Annotated in this window: 11 protein-coding genes; 4 read left to right on the top strand and 7 right to left on the bottom strand. The window is 42.5% G+C overall.

Annotated features, from left to right (window positions below; genetic code table 11):
* Nucleotides 1–8: 8 nt before the first annotated feature.
* Together ACP14Y_RS05915 and ACP14Y_RS05910 are read right to left on the bottom strand one after the other, a co-directional pair.
* Nucleotides 9–2,285 carry an isocitrate lyase/phosphoenolpyruvate mutase family protein gene (locus tag ACP14Y_RS05915; protein WP_424962040.1) on the bottom strand — a complete coding sequence of 759 codons (2,277 nt, stop codon included), beginning with the start codon at nucleotides 2,283–2,285 and terminating at the stop codon, nucleotides 9–11.
* 10 nt (nucleotides 2,286–2,295) lie between these two features.
* On the bottom strand, nucleotides 2,296–4,182 hold the full coding sequence (locus tag ACP14Y_RS05910) for a malate synthase (protein ID WP_424962039.1): 1,887 nt from the start codon (nucleotides 4,180–4,182) through the stop codon (nucleotides 2,296–2,298).
* 104 nt (nucleotides 4,183–4,286) lie between these two features.
* Here ACP14Y_RS05910 and ACP14Y_RS05905 point away from each other — a divergent pair, with 104 nt between their 5' ends.
* Both ACP14Y_RS05905 and acs read left to right on the top strand, forming a co-directional pair.
* The gene (locus ACP14Y_RS05905; protein WP_424962038.1) at nucleotides 4,287–5,747 is read left to right on the top strand and encodes a helix-turn-helix domain-containing protein; all 1,461 of its coding nucleotides are present in this window, start codon (nucleotides 4,287–4,289) and stop codon (nucleotides 5,745–5,747) included.
* 104 nt (nucleotides 5,748–5,851) lie between these two features.
* Nucleotides 5,852–7,753: an acetate--CoA ligase gene (gene acs / locus ACP14Y_RS05900; RefSeq protein WP_424962037.1), complete on the top strand. Its 1,902-nt coding sequence runs from the start codon at nucleotides 5,852–5,854 to the stop codon at nucleotides 7,751–7,753.
* Between the two features lies 1 nt (nucleotide 7,754).
* Here the strand turns inward: acs and ACP14Y_RS05895 are convergent, their stop codons facing one another.
* The 3 genes from ACP14Y_RS05895 to ACP14Y_RS05885 are packed head-to-tail and all read right to left on the bottom strand — an operon-like array spanning nucleotide 7,755 to nucleotide 14,511.
* On the bottom strand, nucleotides 7,755–8,429 hold the full coding sequence (locus ACP14Y_RS05895) for a phosphatase PAP2 family protein (RefSeq protein ID WP_424962036.1): 675 nt from the start codon (nucleotides 8,427–8,429) through the stop codon (nucleotides 7,755–7,757).
* A gap of 3 nt (nucleotides 8,430–8,432) precedes the next feature.
* Nucleotides 8,433–13,403 (bottom strand): C25 family cysteine peptidase, encoded by a 4,971-nt coding sequence (locus ACP14Y_RS05890; protein ID WP_424962035.1) that lies wholly within the window; start codon nucleotides 13,401–13,403, stop codon nucleotides 8,433–8,435.
* Nucleotides 13,390–14,511: a PorV/PorQ family protein gene (locus tag ACP14Y_RS05885; RefSeq protein WP_424962034.1), complete on the bottom strand. Its 1,122-nt coding sequence runs from the start codon at nucleotides 14,509–14,511 to the stop codon at nucleotides 13,390–13,392. Before ACP14Y_RS05885 ends, ACP14Y_RS05890 begins: the two co-directional genes overlap by 14 nt.
* Nucleotides 14,512–14,742: 231 nt before the next feature.
* On the opposite strand from ACP14Y_RS05885, the gene ACP14Y_RS05880 reads away from it, so the two are divergent.
* A complete protein-coding gene (locus ACP14Y_RS05880) occupies nucleotides 14,743–15,090 on the top strand; it encodes a PadR family transcriptional regulator (RefSeq protein ID WP_349563546.1) in 348 nt (115 codons plus the stop codon).
* On the top strand, nucleotides 15,087–17,528 hold the full coding sequence (locus ACP14Y_RS05875) for a PspC domain-containing protein (protein ID WP_424962033.1): 2,442 nt from the start codon (nucleotides 15,087–15,089) through the stop codon (nucleotides 17,526–17,528). Before ACP14Y_RS05880 ends, ACP14Y_RS05875 begins: the two co-directional genes overlap by 4 nt.
* 242 nt (nucleotides 17,529–17,770) lie before the next feature.
* On the opposite strand, the gene ACP14Y_RS05870 is transcribed toward ACP14Y_RS05875, so the two are convergent.
* Together ACP14Y_RS05870 and ACP14Y_RS05865 are read right to left on the bottom strand one after the other, a co-directional pair.
* A complete protein-coding gene (locus ACP14Y_RS05870; RefSeq protein ID WP_424962032.1) occupies nucleotides 17,771–18,055 on the bottom strand; it encodes a putative quinol monooxygenase in 285 nt (94 codons plus the stop codon).
* A gap of 3 nt (nucleotides 18,056–18,058) precedes the next feature.
* Entirely contained in the window at nucleotides 18,059–18,835 is a 777-nt protein-coding gene (locus ACP14Y_RS05865; protein WP_424962031.1) for an SAM hydrolase/SAM-dependent halogenase family protein, read from the bottom strand.
* Nucleotides 18,836–18,930 lie beyond the last annotated feature (95 nt).

Raw genomic sequence — 18,930 nt, 5'->3', positions numbered from 1 at the left:
CTTTTGCTTTATGAAATATTGACAACCTTTTCCATTTTTATTTCGAGCAGTTTGTCAATCTGCTCAGGCTCATCCACATATTTGGTGACTGATTTGGTGTCCACTTCCGCCACGATGAGTTGACCGATCTCTTCATGGACATTTTTATAGATTCCTCTCCGAGTCATTCCCTCACATTGTTTCACATTATCTTCCGTTGGAGTGAGGTAGTGCACTACATTCGATTTAAACCGGTTCAAGAGGAAGATGTGCAGCAGCGTCATGAGGCGCTTCTTTCTATACTTCGGCTCCAGTGTATTTTGATCCCGTATAGACAAAATAGTTTGTTTGTTGCGATCCATTAAAGAGCTAAATATGACATTGCTGATCACGTTTTCATCTTTCAATACCAATAATTCCAATACATTGGATCCGGGGTTTTGAGGTCTCAATTTCACCTTAAATTCTCCCTGCACTTCATTTATTTCAGCCCAGCTTTGCACCCATTCTTTCACAACCTTAATTGGTAATTCAGTATTCACAAGGTGTTGGAACTGAGTAGATCCCTTGCCCATGGCCTTTGTGGTGGCTGTTCTGCCTGATGAGGCGGCCAGCGCCCCATCCATTCTTGGGCCACCCACATGAGATTGTGGGGTTTTGTAAGGAGAATCGAGTAACCTGAATTTTCGCTGCACCTTGGCAAGAGCTACCATGCCTTCAGTCAACAATGAGTTTGAAAACTCATCAGCAGCCAGCCCATCTATTTGATGTCCTCCGTACGTGATGAAATTAAACACAAATCCCATTTTGCCGAGCTCCTCAGGGAAAGCCTTCATTTCTTCCTCGCTCATACCTGTGGAATCCCAGTTAAAAGATGGTGACAAGTTGTACGCCAACATCATGTCTGGATACACCTCATGGATAGCTTCTGCAAATTGTCTGGCATCTTCCAGGTCAGCTGTTTTGGTTTCCATCCATAAAATATCAGCAAAAGGGGCCACTGCCAATGACTTAGCAATAGCAAAAGGGATTCCGCCCCGCACCTGGTAATAGCCTTCCGGTGATCGCATTACTTCACAGTCCCAGACGAACGAAATGTCCAGGGATCCACAAAATGCTTTGATTTCCTGAAATGACATCTCATTCAAAGATTCCTTCCAATCTTCCTGAATGGAACCCACCATCCCTTCTTTCAGAGCAAGTTCAATCGCCTCTTTTGCGGCTTCAGACATGGTCATGACAGCTGCTTCATTTTCCCACATTTCCACGGTTTTGGCCAGGATTTCATCAAACTGTGGCTCAAGTAAAAATGCATGGTCCGTGCGTAGGTGTGTTAGTTTTTCATCAATAAAATCCAAAACCCCAACTTGATCTAGCCAATGTATCGTTTCTTCTTTCACCAGACTGGCAGCATACAGTTCGTGACCGTGCACAGGTACACCCTTTCGTCTCAAGACCGCATGTAACGCCAATATCACCGACTTATACGTAGGTATTTCCGGATTGGTAGCCCCAAGGATAAATGGCTGGTCACGCTCATCGCTTATAGATTCAATTAATGTTGCTGCTTCTGCATCCGTCCGCGCAACGATGATCCCCTCAACACGCATTACATCTAATTGAAATCGTGCAGCATTCAGTCGCTTGATTTGCTCATCGCATGGAACCAGCACTTTACCACCCTGATGTCCACATTTTTTTGTTCCAGGCTTTTGATCCTCGATGTGGTAGCCTGGAACGCCGGCTTCTACAAATCTGCGGATAAGATTTCTCACCTGCGCATCTCCCCCGTGCCCGGTATCAGCATCGGCTATAATGTAAGGGGAGTAGTCAATCACAGGAATTTCATTCCTTTCTGCTTCATTTAGTTTGTATCTACTGAACGTTTGATTCTTATCTGCAGCCAGTAATGCTCGTACTATAGAAGCGGCTTCATTCGGAACCTGGCTTAAGGGATAGCTCGCAAGATCGGCACCAGGATCCTCATCTGTGGAACCTTTGGCAGAAGTAGCCCATCCACCAAGGTAAATACCTTCGATTCCACTACGCTTCATCATAACTGCCTGGCTGGGCGAATATGGCCCAAACGTGGTAATGGATTTTTGCTGATCGAAGCGCTCACGCAATCTCTTGTAAAACGTGTGGGCAGCAGACTTAGCTACCGAATAATCATTGTAAATCGTGCCTTGCTGCTCAGCAACTTGTCTTGCTGTGTACAGTCTTTTCACCCCCTCAAACCTGGCCGAATTGAAAAAAGCTTCCGCTTCCTGTATCGCCGCATTCATTATTGATGCTTCATTTTTCATAGTTATAGGATTAAATAGTTACGAGTGTGTCTTGGTTGGCCGTAATGCGCTGACCTGACACCTTAAATTCATTGTAATAAGCATCGACTCGCTCATGAGCAACACTCAGGTCTTCGTTGTTCAGGTTCAGGTTTAGCAAATCGATAAACCAGGGGGCCTTCACCGGATCAGTGACAAACCTTTCAACGATTAGTTTCGAGATGGGTAACGTTGTTGTTTTTGATTCCTCATGCACGTCTTTAGAGTTGGCATGAAGGAGTTTTTCGTACTCTTCTTCAAGCAATTGATTGAGTATTTTCTTAGTGAAAGAATCACCAGCTGCTAACCCAAGAGACTGGTCGGATTCTGTGAGCTTAGCCTTCTTATGCAGCCATTCCCATAGCACACTGACACGAATTTCTCCGGTGGCCATATCTTCCATCAGATACAGGATGTCATCATCCTTAAAGAAATCAGCCGGTTTGAGTGCAGCCGCCTGAAACCCCTGTAAAAAGGCATTTCCGTATTGCAGTGCAACACTCAGTAGATTCCTGGCTCCTCGAATGGTACGAGGTGCATCCGCTAATTGGATTAGTTTTTTTTGATCTTCATCAGTATATGTGAGCGTCTCAAATGGCCTCCCTAATTGATTATCCTCGCCAGCCTTTTCCCAAACAGGTCGTATAAGGTGCACCATTTTCCAGTGTGCCACCCACTTGCCAGATGCTCCGGCACCTTGTTCCCTTTTAGCGCCAGCTAATGCTTTTTCCATCCCTACTTCAATTCCCTTTTCACTACCCACAGGAATGTTCGGCTCCATGCCTCCCTGCCATAAGGCATAATTCCCATTTTGATCAGGTGTATTCACAGCCTTTCTTACTCTATCTTCATAAGCGGCCATGTAAGAGTAGGTCATACTTATTGCTTCGATGTTCGGATTGATGAAGTTGGAAATTCCAGCCATAGCATCAGCGACACTATTGATGTAGTCCCAGCGTCCGGTATTGAATCCAACAAAATGTGGGCTTAATGCTGCCCGAATCTCCATTAACTGGAAAGTAGCTTCTAGTTGCTCTACCAGAACATATGTTTTAATCGTGCCGATCTTTAATCCCAGATGAGATTCCAATTCAGTAATGATGTGGTTCCAAAAGGCCGCCTCATTTGCAGTTTGGATCTTTGGTAAGTACACCACGATGGATCTGCCTTGTCGCTGTAGCTCTTCATAGTTATTCACTACATATAGTATTAGATCTGTAATGGAGGCAGAGAAGGAGTCACCGCTCTCCATGGTGATGTGTCGGTCATCTAAATGAAGCCCTCTGGCTCTAAAGATGATGGTGGTATGCTCTAACTGTTTGTGTACATTATCGACAATTTTTTTCTTTAAAAAATCTTTGGACCAGCGGTTCATCTCTGTAGCTACTTGTTCAGCTGATTTTAAGAAGATAGGGTCTTTATGAATTGCCAGCTTTAAGTTTCGTTGGTTATCCAGAGACATGGACTTGATTTGACCCAATGCATCCTCACCGTCAAACATCCACCCATCTGCACCAGAAAGCAGGGCATAAGCAACATTTCGGATGCTGCTTTCAAGTGTTGCATTTGGTTTTGCTGCAGGTCCTGTTCCTTGTATCCATTGGCGCTGAAGATCGTGTGGTATCTCAGAACCATTGAATCGTCCTGCTCTGGCATCCGCCACAGATAAACCAGTGTTACCAATTAGCGATTTCTTGTCCAGAAATTGAATCAGCGTTCCATTCTCTATGCGCTTCTTTCTGCGGGCATTCCGTCCAGACATGAGTGTTTTTTGCTCAGCATTCAGGTGGCTGAGTGCTTCCAGTGTGTTTAATACCTGGTCTGTGTATACATCTCGATATTCAGCCAGGTAATCAGGTGCAATGTGTGTAGTTGACATAAGATGAATTTTTCGTAAATATATAAATTTTATCTAACAGCGGAAATTCCGCTAAAAATATTATTTACTCTTTGCTGATTACCTTTGAAGCTTCAATCACAAACATGATTTCAGATAATGACATTGTGAAGCTCATCCTGGGCTTCAAAATCAAGCACCTAAGACTAAAAAAAGGAATTTCCTACCAGGCATTATCGGAACAGACCGGACTGTCTGTTTCCTATCTAAATGATATTGAGAAAGGGAAAAAATATCCTAAGCCAGATAAAATCCGTGCATTAGCCACAGCGTTTGAGATGGATTACGATGACTTGATCAGTACCAAGGCGGATAAAAAATTATTGCCTGTGATTGAACTCCTTAACTCTGGCTTTTTTAAATATTTTCCTACGGAAGAATTTGGCTTCAATGTGGAGAAAATCATTGATGTGTTTAGCAATGCTCCAGATCGGATCAGCGCATTCATCAGTACCATTTTAAAAATGGTTCGTAGCTATCAGATTGAAAAGGAACACTTTTATCGTGTAGCGCTTCGTAGCTATCAGGACATGCATGACAACTATTTTGAGGATTTAGAAACTGCAGCGAAGGAATTTCGCAAGGAAGCAAAGTTGGCGGTAGTGCCAAGTGTTGATTCACTAACTACTATTCTGCAAAAGGAGTTTTCTATCAAGCTGGATATTCACTCTCTTGCCAGGAATGAGAAATTAAAGACGTTTCGTTCTTACTATTCGGCTGAGAAAAAAACGGTATACCTTAATGAGCACCTGGATGATGAACAAAAGAGATTCCTTTTGGCAAAGGAGATTGGGTTTCAATATCTGAAACTTACCGAGCGTTCTTATGAAACCAACTTGAACAAGGAAGCATCTTTTGAGAAGCTATTGAGCAACTTCAAAGCTTCATATTTTGGAGCGGCAGTTTTAATGGATGCCGATGATTTTGTAAAAGAGATAGAAAAAATGGCGGTCAGCACAAAGTGGAAACCGGAGCTAATCCAATCTTTGATTTCTAAGTATCAGGTAACGCCTGAGACCTTACTCCAGCGAATGACTAATATTCTTCCTAAGCATTTTGGTATTGACAATCTTTTCTTTATCCGATTAGATGGGAGGGAAGGGTTGATTGACTATCAAATCACAAAGGAGCTACACCTGTCAGGATTACATCAACCTTATCAGAATCAATTATCAGAGCACTTATGTCATCGATGGGTATCTATTAGCAGCATTAAAAACCTTAAAACGCAAAAACAACCATTTTATATCGATGCGCAGATATCAGAGTATTGGCAAACGGACAATGCTTATTTCTGTATTTCAATCGCACAGCCCAGTCGCTTTGATAATCAAAATGGGAGTAGTGTTACCATCGGGCTTTCAATGAATGAATCACTTAGAGGTGCGTTCAATTTCATTAAAGATTCAAATTTGCGAAAGCGTACAGTTCATACCACATGCGAAAGGTGCTCCATTTCTGATTGTGAACATCGTGTGGCACCACCAGAGATAATTGACCGAAACAATCTGGAAAGTGAACTTGAAAACGAATTGAAAAAGCTCTGATTGAATTTGGCTAGGCACAATTAACCAAGTTGATTATTCTAACCTTGAATTTGTTTTAATAAGCAAGGAAGCTTTTTTACCTTATGGCTTAAAACAGTCAAAGCATGGGTAACAAGATTCAAACACTATCGGGATACATTCATGAATACCAGAAAAGTGTATTGCAGCCTGAGGAATTCTGGTCTCGGGTTGCAGATTCTTTTTATTGGAAAAAACCTTGGTCCAAAACGTTGGAATGGGATTTTGATGGTCCGGATGTAAAATGGTTTCTGGACGGGAAATTAAATATCACTGAGAATATTTTGGATCGGCACTTGTTTACCAAAGGGGATGATCCAGCAATCATCTGGGAGCCGAATGAACCAGGCGATGAGCATAAAGTGATTAGCTACAGGGAGTTGTATGAAATGACCTGTCAGTTCTCCAATGCTCTTGTTTCCAACGGAGTAAAAAAAGGTGACAGGGTAATTATCTACATGCCGATGGTGCCCGAAGCTGCTGTTGCAATGCTCGCTTGCGCTCGTGTGGGAGCTGTTCACTCCGTTGTTTTTGCTGGTTTTTCATCCACGTCGCTTGCCGATCGTATCAATGATTGTGAAGCAAAGATGGTTTTGACTTCAGATGGAAATTATCGCGGAGCTAAGCAAATCCCGGTTAAGGATGTTGTAGATGAGGCCTTGGAGAAAACCTCATCTATTGAGAAAGTCATTGTACTAAATCGAACGGGTGATAAAGTGAACATGAAAGAGGGGAGAGACATCTGGTGGCATGACGCTATTGATGGTCAGTCCAAGGAGTTTAAGGCTGTAGAGATGGATTCCGAAGATATGTTGTTCATCCTATATACCTCCGGATCCACCGGTAAGCCAAAGGGTGTGGTGCACACGTGTGGAGGCTATATGGTTTACTCTTATTATTCATTTCTTAATGTCTTCCAGTACTCGCAAGGCGATGTTTACTGGTGTACGGCAGATGTTGGTTGGATCACGGGTCATTCATATATTGTTTATGGACCTCTTTTGGCAGGTGCTACGACACTGATGTTTGAGGGGGTGCCTACCTACCCTAATGCAGGTCGGTTCTGGGAGATTGTAGATAAATATAAGGTCAATCAATTTTATACGGCACCAACAGCCATCCGAGCGCTCCAGGCTTTTGGTTTAGAGCCCCTGGAGCCTTATTCTTTGGAATCTTTGAAAGTAATTGGTTCTGTTGGAGAACCAATTAATGAGGAGGCCTGGCATTGGTACCATGATCACATTGGTAAGGGTAATTGCCCACTGGTGGATACCTGGTGGCAGACCGAAACAGGAGGAATCATGATTTCAGCATTGGCAGGAATTACCCCAAACAAGCCAGCACATGCCTCACTTCCACTTCCGGGCATACAGCCGGTGATTGTGGATGCGGAAGGCAATGAATTGCATGGTAATAATGTAGAGGGAAATTTGTGTGTGAAATTCCCATGGCCGTCCATTATTCGAACCACTTATGGTGACCATGAGCGGTGCAGGCAAACATATTTTTCTACCTACAAAGGCATGTATTTTACAGGAGATGGAGCAAAAAGAGATCATGATGGCTATCTGAGAATCCTGGGACGGGTGGATGATGTGATTAATGTTTCCGGGCACAGAATGGGAACCGCTGAAGTGGAAAATGCTATTAACGAACACCCGAAAGTCGTGGAGTCAGCGGTCGTTGGTTTTCCGCATGATGTAAAGGGACAGGGAATCTATGCGTATGTGATCTGTGATATGGAGGGAAGAACGGAGGAAAACCTGAAGAAAGAGATTAAGGATACTGTTAGGAAAATCATTGGGCCTATTGCAACTCCAGATGAAGTCCAAATTGTGTCTGGTTTGCCGAAAACAAGATCTGGGAAAATTATGCGTCGAATCTTGCGAAAAGTGGCTGGTAAGGATATTTCCAATATGGGAGATACTTCAACCTTGCTTAACCCTGAGGTGGTGGAAGAAATTATTCAGGGTGCAGGATTGAAATAAGCTATTCCTCATCCAGGTTTATTTTATCCAGATCCTCATCCGGAGTATTGATTTCGGTAATGGTTTCTTTATTTAGGTACTTTTCAAAGCCTACATAATATGCTGTAGCGATAATGATTCCGATGAGTGATCCGGCCATGATATCAATGAGAAAATGCTGAGCGAGATAAACGCGTGATAGAGCGGTAAGGCAGGCCATAGTCAGTAAAAGCACAGAATAACTATTTTTTTGAAGCATGAGTGCGATAAATGTTGCCAGTGCGAATGCTGCCATCGCATGTCCGGAGGGGAACGAGTTTAAACCCAGCAAGTGTACACCCTCTACCTTAGCTAAAATCTCCTGTCCCTCAAAAAATAAGGAAGGTCTAGGTATGTCTGGAAAGACGACAAATTTAAAAAACGATGAAACCAGGCTAACTCCTATTCCAACCATGGAAAGAATAAGACCAAATCTTCTCTTAAGAAAAATCAATACCAATATAGTGGCGATAAAAAAATAAACACTTCCGGTATGTGTCCAATACCTAAAGAAAAAATCCCAAATAGGATTATGAAGGCTATTGAGCCAAATAACAAAGTCTCCATGGCTTTGATAGGAATAAAAAATGCACGAAAGGCCGAACAGACACAGATAGATAATATAAAACGACCTGGTATTTCTTAAATGATTGATCATGCGCTAACGCAAGATATATAGTTTGCCGAATCCGTGCTTAAAAGCCCGGTCAGCACTTGTGGATCTTCGTTCCAGCGTGTTTCCATTCGAGTTGATGAAAACTTTATAGAAATACACTCCATTAGCTAGCTGATCTCCATATTCATCTCTGCCATCCCACGCATAGCTGGTGATGTTATTCCCTATTCGAATAGGTCCTATTTCGTCCTGAGTGATTTCTCTGACCACCCTACCTGATACGGTCATGATTTGAATTTTTATCTGATCAGGAATTTCACTACCTGTTAAGGTGAACACAAACCTACAACTGGTAGAAAATGGGTTTGGATACGGATAAAAATGCGTAACTGTTGATTCATTGATAACCTCGAAATTGATCTCATAAGGTTCTGTACCTGCTGCGTTTCCTGACTCATCTTCTGCCTGAATACGCAACGCATGCATCCCATCATCCAGCGGACCTGGCTGGTATTCCATTTGAAAATCCTGCGTTTCACTAGCTAGTGTATAAGTTAGTCTAGGATCAGAAAAATTTACTCGCTGAAATTGGCTGTTTTCCCCGGGAAGTTTTAAGGAAATATTGATCCCGGTCGTATCAGACTTGTTCACAAACGGGTTGTCATCCCGCATCTTCACCACAATGTTTGGATTGGGAGAGACGATATCACCATCAAGAATGTGATACCCATCAAAAGTGACATCTAATATCGGATTGGTTTCATCTGCCTGTACCTCGATCAGGTTGGTTAAAGTCAGTCTGTTGTTTGATGAATAAGCTTCGTTTTCATTGGGCATCACTTCCACAACCATGCTATTTATTCCATCCATATTGAATGAAGGAAATGCTACAGAAAAGGAAGTAGTATCTCCAGCATTAGGCGGACCAATATTAAAGCTAGATTCATCAATGCTTCCAGTCTGCTGATTAACCAAAGTGGCCATCACTGTTAGTGAGTCTATAAAGTCCAGACCTGAAGGGTTATAGAAATAGAAATCCCTTGTAATTTCGGCTCCCTCCAATACTGAAGTTTGATTCTTGCCATTTGGTAAAAGAATCCCTTCCGGCGGATACTCATAATTAACCTCCCAAAAGTTGAGCTGGGAAGGTGTTTGGTCGGTCTCGTCATCGAATGCAAAGGATAGCTCAAGCTGTGGATACAGGACTGGATCTGTAGTGGCAATGTCAATGGATTCGGCTCGGGCTCTGGACTCCAGCGTAGTTAAATTCCCATTCTGATCCACACCATAGACATCTACGGTAATGTTGTCATTCACTTCTTCCTTGAGGTTATAAGAAAACTCCTCCCAGTTTCTGGCTGGTCCTATTCTCCTGCTTCTGATTTCACCACTTACAAACTTGCCTGTAACATTATCCTGTAACTCGATGCTTTGCTCTCGAAACGGAGTAGCAGAGCCATTGTCAGTTATCATAATTGCGGTTCCTGGAGTAGCTCCCTTTTGCCCAAAGAAGATTACAGGCTGACCATTAACTAGAGAACCGATGGTAGCATTATCAACTCCCAATGAATTAAGTGTGGATTCTACTGCTGGATCCCAATTAGAATAATCGACATTTCCAATATTGAACATAACAATCGGGTCTCCATCTCGCATATTATCCACCAGCACCTGAAGCCTTCTGTCTACACCTATCATATCTTGCTCCCTAAACTGATAAATTCGTTGTGGAAGACGTCCACACACTTCACGGTTGAAAACGTCAATCTCAGTAGTTTCAATTGGCCGGTATGGATCGCCGCTTTCCTTATCGAAAGCGATGGCATTGAAGGTATTGGTCTCACAAGTTGGATCTATTGTGTTGGAGGTGACAAAAAAGTCTAAACCACCAATGATCGCCTCCATGTCATCATAAGTATATGTAGCATTATCCACTCCAAAAGTGAAAATATCTATGGGTGTGGTGTTTTCAATGAACTCCCACCGGTTGGTCAATTGATTGTACTGAATACCGGTGACCACAGATTTCTCTACCTGCTCAGGATCATATTGCCCCCAGCCTTCACCGATGTTAGTAATCAACGTGAAAGAAGACTCCACCCACTCGTTGGTCTCATCAGGGTCTGGATTTGAAAACCGGGTTCTCCAATAAATAGTGGATGAATCAGGTAGTGAGAAAGCCGAAAAGTCAAATGTGTGAGTAAGAAGTACCTCACCAGAGACTGTGAATTGCCGATTGTTCGGGCCGTTGAAATCCGGTTGCGTATCAAGTTCCAGATCATAAGACCGCTCATCTTCCAGCAAGTTGCTCGATTGCCATACAAATTCAACTTGACTGCTGGATTGCGTGCCATTATCAATAGGGTAGAGGTTGACCGTATTTCCACTGAAAATAGATACCTCCAGAGTCGCTGAATTATTCGTCTCGTTCAGTTCCTGGGTAGAATCTTTTGGGTCTAGCAGCACTGTAAATAAATTCAATCCATCATTGTTTCGCGTGGGCTCCAGAGGGATATAGAATGTTAAAGTGTCTTGTCTTAATGGTCTTTGGAATTCTTTGATATAAATCTCTTGGCCACCATCCGAATATGTTCTGTTTATCTGCACAACCAGGGAATCCTGAACGGTACGACCATAGTTTTTAACTATCACATCAATTTTAAAGGAGTCCTGAGTTGATAAAATTTCCTGAGCTCCTATTGCTGAAGCGTTTAGCGAATTGTTGTCAATTTGATAATCCGGATAGTCAGCACCGAAAACCCGATAAGCAGGATCTCCCTGCAAAGTCATTTGATGGATTTGTGTAAGGTTGATATCACTTACACCATACTGGCTTATGTATCTTCTGGATACTTCTGTCATCACGTTTCCAACTGACTCACCAATGTAGGTTTCATCGCCAAAACCAAGCTTGTAAAACAGATCGCTCCATCGTTGAAGTGTTGTTGAAATTGCAACATCCGAATGTGCGATGAATCCTACGGCTCCTAATTCAGGCGTGTTGAGCCAATCTTCTCCAAAGGTGAAGTTGGTACCATAGATTTCTCCAGCCTTACACCCATTTACCAGGAAGATTGGGTATTTGCCTTTATTAGAAAACCCAAATGCCGGATCACTGACACGGCCAATTTCTATGTCAGTCACAGTACCACTGGAATGACCAAAGAAGGTAATGAACCCAACACCTTGGTTTACACGGTCAGTCACATCCACATATTCTACTGCCTCACTGGTTTCTTTTCCTGTGTTGAAGGCACGTCCACCAATGAAATCAGCTTCCAGGACATCCGTAAATCCCTGCACGATCCCAATGAAATTTGAGATTTCAAACTGATTGATGCCGCCACTTAGCTGTAGGAAATCTTTTCTAAAAAGGTCATCATAAGGCAGTGCTTCCATCTCCATAATTTTATCAAGATATGCAGTTACATCAGTGGTTGAGAAAGCATTTAGTCGTCCGATTGGGATCCCTGGTAGTTCAGGATCTGAATCGATTCCTAATGTGAACATGAGGTCACTACCAGGTAGTCCATAGGTTGGCACGTTTACGTCCGTTTGCGCGCCTCGGTAATAGTCATAATTCAGTGTGAATCCCTTCCCAATGATGAATACATTTTCAATTGGATTTTGATTGTTGGCATCAATGATAAAGTTTCGAATACCTAACGGAGTAGGATCACCATAGCTGTACAGGTTATACAAATCATCAATATTGCCAATCTGAACATTGAAGGAGCCTCCGGCTATTGATTCCCGATATGCCCCATAATCGGCTACCGGATCACCAGAGATTCTTAAATCTGGATGTGTAACAATCAAATAATCTTTATCAGATAAATCAAAACTCGGCAGATTTACAGCCTCTATGGCTGGCACTGAAAGTGGTGTGGTTACAGCTAATACCTGCTGCCCGTCGGAAGCATCAGGAATTACAGCCTCTACTCGATCCGAAAAGTTTGTAGTAGCAATTCGGATAGAATTATGAGGGTCCGAAATGTCAAAAACGCGCGTACCTGATGCGTTGGTCGTTGCGATTTGCATCCAGGCTTTAGCTCCTGCTGGGCTGGATAGTGTAAAAACCTTGTTTTCGTTTGCGCCAACCTGAATCGTTTGAGGGTATTTCAGGCGCATGTAGGCGATGGAAATTCGCTCCGAGATATCAGGATAACCTTCTGCAGTTGCTCGTACAACAAACTCACCTCCTCCACCTATGCTTGAACTTGCTACGGAACCTGAATAAAATTCTTTTCCCCATCCACTGAATTCAACATTGTCCATTACACCCAGGGAACCTGTATTTGGCCCGATACTGATTTCCACATTGTGACTCAAGCTATTGCCGCCTATGATGACGGTTTCCAACACTGGATTTATTCCGGTGGACTCATAATTTTCCAATGTAAAGTCAAAATCCTTAAAGGCATTTTTAGACTGAAATCCTCCTGTCCAGCCCTCCCCGTCATCATATTTACTTAAACTAAATGCGGAACCAGAACCAAACCTGACACCCGGAGCGTAATTCGTGGTGAATAGCTGAATCGTATCTTCAATGTGGTAGGGTTCAGGTGAAAGTCCGGAAGTGTTTTTGTCTGAAGAAAAAACCATCCGTTTGCCATTTTCACTACCCAACTTATAAGTAAGGAAATAACTTGCGGTATCTGAAAAGAGATTATAGAACGTATGAGGTTGAGCACCCTCTTCATAAAGCGGACTGTCACTAGTACCATCATTTTTCAGTCCGTAGAATTCAAGATAGTTTAAGGTGCCATCTCCGTTCGCATTCACATTAAGTGCAACCTCTTCTCCTCTTCTAAAAAGTTGTATTCTACTAGCAGGGACAGTTGCAATTGGAAAACCGATGGCCTGAAGCTCCTCCTGAGTGACTCGATAGAATCCATCCTCAGCGATTTTCAGTTTATAGTAAGACTGAGTGAAGTCAATCCATTCATTCCCCACCTGACCATAGGACGTGAATCCACAAAGAATGAATATCGCTATCAGTTTATTTCTCCACATTGAAATCCACTTTTACTGAAAAAACATGCGAAAAAAGGCCTGGAGCTAAATCACCAATGTCTGTCAATGCATAATCGATCGTTAACTCTTTAATACTTACACCCACACCTAAATTGGGTTGAAAAGTCCATGAAGTAGAGCCATCAAAGTCTTTGATTCGTTGAAACTGATTGATTCCAAAACGGAGAAATGCTAGTTTCTTATAGTCAAATTCCACACCTGTCTTCGGATCGATGGAAAGAAGATTGGTTCTAATAAGCGTATTTCTTTTTCCGTCAAAGGTCATATCCAGATCTACAGATGCCATAGCGCCAAATTTTTCAGTGATAATAAAATCCCGAGAACCACCAATAATCAATCGAGGTAATGTGATCTCAACGGAATTTACCGGTACGTCATTTCCTGTGAGCGCATAAATTTCCTCGACTTCAGCGGCATTATGAGACCAAGCGTTGAATGTACCCAGCATATCTCTGGCCACCAACCCCAGCTTCCATTGATTGATTTGTTTTTGGGCTCCCACGTCAAAACCAAAACCCCATGCTTTGGAAAAATTACCGACTGTTCGGTGAATCACCTTCAAGTTACCTCCTGCATCAATTCCTCCGAAAAAGGGCAATTTTCGAGCGTAGGAAACAAGGAATCCATAGTCTGCCGACGAAAAGAATTCAATATTGTCATAATTAATTGAACCATTGACATCAACCAGGAAGCGGGTATCTGGAATATCATCAACGGCAAAGCGGATGATTGAAATCGCAATTTTGCTTTCATCGTCCACCGAAGTAGCAAAGCCTGCATAGTCGTAGTTTGCCAACCCACCAAAGTAAGACGAGTGCATTAGCGCCAGCTCATGCGAGTTTTCCATTTTGTTTAGCCCTGCAGGATTCCAATAACCTGCGGTAACATCATCAATGAATGATACCCCGGTAAATCCCATGGCGAAAGCGCGGGCACTCACACCAATATTCATGAATTCGTTGCTGTACTTTGGTGTATTATCTCGGGTACTACCTTCATTCTGCGCCAGACCGACACTTCCTATTAAACACAAAATACTGACTAGCAAATACCGCATAAAGATTCGAATCAATGGCAATTTAGCCATAGCTAAGGGATTGATGTGAATGTCATTCGTTGAATAATCGCTTATATACGACAAAGGGGTATGGTTTCTATTTATATAAAATAACTAATATTATTTATTAATAAACAAAGAACTTATAACCTTTGGTAGATTTTTTCGTCTAGTACTTGGCCATGCAAAGTACCTTTACGTATATAGCACTGAAACCTATCCATGCTTAATGAAAAGTTTGACTTGAAATGAGAGTAAAAAATGAATATTGAAAACACACAAGTTCAGATGAGAAAAGGGATTCTGGAGTTTTGCATTTTGCACATCATCTCCAGAGGAGAGGTTTATGCTTCCGATCTGCTGGAAGAACTAACTTCCGCCAAGATCATGGTGGTGGAGGGCACGCTCTATCCACTGCTAACCCGCTTGCGAAAAGCTGGACTGGCAGACTATAAATGGGTAGAGTCAAAATCTGGTCCTCCTAGGAAATACTACACACTGACGAAAGAGGGGGAGCAATTCCTTGAAGGCCTGGATGTAACCTGGAACGAACTGGTCAACTCCACCAAAAAAATCATCGCGAACAAAAACACGAAGAAGAAATCATGAAAAAGAATATAAGTATCAACATTGGCGGTATCATATTCCACATCGAAGAGGATGGATATGATAAACTGAAAAACTACCTCGACTCAGTCAATAAGTACTTTTCTTCTTTTGAAGACAGCAAGGAAATCATTGACGATATAGAGGGAAGAATCGCTGAAATTTTTCTTTCCAAACTGGATGAGGGCAAACAAATCATCACCAAAGAAGATGTGAATGACCTGATTGCCACGATGGGAACCACGAAAGATTTTGAGGAATCAATTGCTCCTGATCCGGATGAGAAAGCGGAAAAAGCTGAGGAGAAGCAGGAACAAACAGAAGAAGAAAAGCAAGAGGAGCCTAAAAGTGCTTATGAGAAAGCTAAGCGTCTTTATCGGGACAATAAGCGTAAAGTGATTGGTGGAGTAGCAGCAGGTATTGCCAATTATTTTGGCATTGATCCCATATGGGTTCGTTTGCTTATGCTTGCTTTCCTTTTCAATATCTTCTTTTGGGGACTTAGTGGGTTTACCTTCCTAGCCTACATTATCCTATGGATAGCTGTGCCTGGAAGTGACAAACTGGAGGATGATAAAGCAATCAAAAAGTTGTTCAGAAGCACAGATGACCGTGTACTGGGTGGGGTTGCTGGGGGTATTGCTTCTTACTTTGGTACAGATCCAGTGGTCATTCGGGTGATTTTTGTCGTATCAATTTTTCTTGGTGGTGCAGGTCTTTTGGTATACCTGATCATGTGGATCATAACCCCTGAGGCAAAATCTATCACCGAAAAAATGCAGATGCAGGGTGAGCCTGTCACGATCTCAAACATTGAGGAAAATGTGAAGAAAAGCCTGAATGTGAAAGAAGGGGAAGAGAACGTGTTTGTGAAAATTCTACTGTTCCCGTTCCGATTGATTGCCATGATCTTTAAGGCATTGGGAGAAATTTTAGGTCCACTGATGAAGTTTGCAGTAGAGGCGCTTCGCATTGCGGTAGGTGTGCTGCTTGTTTTTCTCGGCTTTACGTTGATGGTCGCATTTACAATCTCACTAGCAGCACTTTTAGGTGTTGGTGGAGCCATGGAATCCTGGGTTCACTTTGGAGATTTTCCGGCGCGTGAGCTCTTTAGCTCGATGAGTACCATAGCAATCGTTTCATGCTACATCACTTCGATGGTACCTTCACTTGCCCTGTTGCTGGTTGGTCTGGTGGTCATCCTGAAAAAGAAAGTGACCAATGCGTTTGTGGCATGGGGCATGTTTGGCTTGTGGCTGCTTGGTTTGATTGGCTTGGCCATATCCGTTCCAACGATCATCAGAAACTACAGTGTAGAGAGCACTTTCAAAGAAGAACAAACTTTCGCTGTTAATGACGGTGTGGCAGAGCTCAAACTCAATGATCTTGACTGGGATACGTACAATACCGTCGATCTGAAAATCAGAGGGCATGAGGATACCACTTCGTACCTGTTGGAGATGGAGTTTGATGCTCGGGGATATTCTAGGGAGAATGCCCGCGAAAACGGTGAAGCTGTTGATTACATCGTAACTCAGGAAGGGAGCATCATTTACTTTGATTCGGAAATCACGTTTGGCGATGCACCATTTAGATTTCAGGATGTGTCAGCAACCTTTTACATACCATATGGAAAGGTGTTTAAAATGGATTATGATTTAAGGGAAATTCTAAGAAATACTCTTTGGATCCATGGTTATGATGCAGGCGATTTGGGAGAAAATGAGTGGGTTTTTGATGAAAGTGGATTGGAATGTCTCACTTGTTCTGAAACAGGTAAAAAATCCTATAACCGAGGTTCGTATGGGTCTGATTCACAAGAATATCAGTTTTCTGATTTCGACGAAGTAGAACTGATTTCCCTTTTTGATTTTGAAATTACTCAGGGAGATGACTATGCAGTAAGATTGGAGGGAGATGATGACGATCTGGATGAGGTATACCTCAGCCAAAGTGGGCACGAACTGGAAATCAGGTATGGAAGAAATACCGATTGGTGGAAAAGCAGGAAGCGGAAGGATAAAATCAAAATATTCATCCGGATGCCAGAGCTCGAATACCTTCGGGCTACTGGTGCGTGTGTAGGTGAAGTAAGAGGCTTTTCTGCTTCAGAGATGACCTTTGATATCGAAGGAGCATCGGACGTATGGGCTGATGTGAATGTTGACTATTTTCAAGTAGATCTGACCGGGGCTTCAGAGCTCACCTTAATTGGGAATGGAGAGGATCTGAAAGCGGACCTGGTGGGAGCATCTGAGCTGGACGCATTTAACTTCATCGTAGATGATGCAGATATAACGGCTTCCGGGGCATCCACCGCTAAAGTGTATGTGAAAAATGAACTGGAAGCGGATGCTTCCGGTGCTAGCAAGGTACGATACCGTGGAAATGCGCGAGTTTCTTCAGATAGTAACGGACTCAGCTCAATAAAAAGAGATTAAATAATTGCTTAACATACTAATCCAAAAAACTTGTCATATTGAATGCAATGAAATATCTATTAAGCAAGGAGGTAGCAACTAAATGTGATGATAAAGCTTGTTTGCAAAAAATATTTCTCCTTATAGTCGAAAAGACAAGTTTTGTGGATTAGCTAATAAAACATCTAACTGGTCGCGAGTCAAGGATCTGGCTCTGTTCATTTAGGTTTTGGTTCCCCTGCTTTTGGTCGAGCAGGGGATTTTTATTGTGGGTCAAGAGAGTACGCTAGCGGCTTTCCTCCAAACAAGATCTTGGTTTTGGCCCAGGTATCTTCGAATAGTTCAGAGTGCCTATACTTCTCCAAATCATCTTCACTTTCCCATTTGCTGAACGTATAATACACATGATTCAGCTTGGCATCCTTACAGAGCTCCAGATAATTGCAGCCAGGAAAGTTGGCTATTTTCTCTTTTACAGTTTCGAACAATGCCAGGAAGTCATTCACCTTCTCTGGTTCAAAATCCATCCTTACAATACGTATTAGCATATTTTATCCGTTAGCAAATTCAATGAGTACAGGTGAGTCTATGGACAACCCCAAAAGCTCAGAGGCATGACCTTTATTTATTCCAATCTGAAGCTGACCGGATGAGTTAAACATCACATAGCAGTCACCAGACTCTACATCGCTGAAATAGCTATGTAAGCCTTGAAATTGTTCCCTTCCAAATCGAATAGCATATTTCACTCCAGCTCCATTAATTTCTAAAATTTTATCAAATTCTGTCTTGTTAATGTTTGTGATCAGGTTGCCATAATGATCCACTGTGACGATATGACCAGCAATTTCTCGCTTGGTCACTTTAAGCTGTCGCGCATATAGCTCAGTCATACTGTCTGTTATTTCTCCCACATCTTTCAATGACTTTCCACTTGCCAGCCTTAAGGCAACTTTAGCTAGTACATCCTTTGCCGGGAAGGTGGATTGTCCGTTTTCCAAAACAGCAATCGCATTAGGTTTCTTTTCTGAGATCAGGCTGAAAACCCCAGAATCAAATCCTACAAACAAATGCCCGTCTATTTCAACTGCCAACGCTTTTGATTTTTCACGCATCGCATCTACAGCGACAATATGAACCGTTTTTTCTGGAAAATCCTTATATACATTACGTAGCACATTGGCAGCATGTGAGATGTCATACGGGCGGATGTCATGGGTGATATCAGTGACAGGTTGGTTGGGTGATTCAGACACAATAGCAGCCTTCACTGCAGCCACGTAGTGGTCGACCGTCCCGAAATCAGACATGAAGGTGATTAACGCCATTTGAGGGAATTCAGCTTACATTTGTTGTCACAAAGCTATATATTTTACTCACACAGTGAGGTTTAAAAACTGGTGTGTTTGTTACAAAAAAGATG

The sequence above is a fragment of the Ekhidna sp. genome (assembly GCF_965247405.1).
Classification (GTDB): domain Bacteria; phylum Bacteroidota; class Bacteroidia; order Cytophagales; family Cyclobacteriaceae; genus Ekhidna.
The sequence above is the reverse complement of the archived record's forward strand: the minus strand, read 5'-3'. Positions and strand labels throughout refer to the sequence as shown.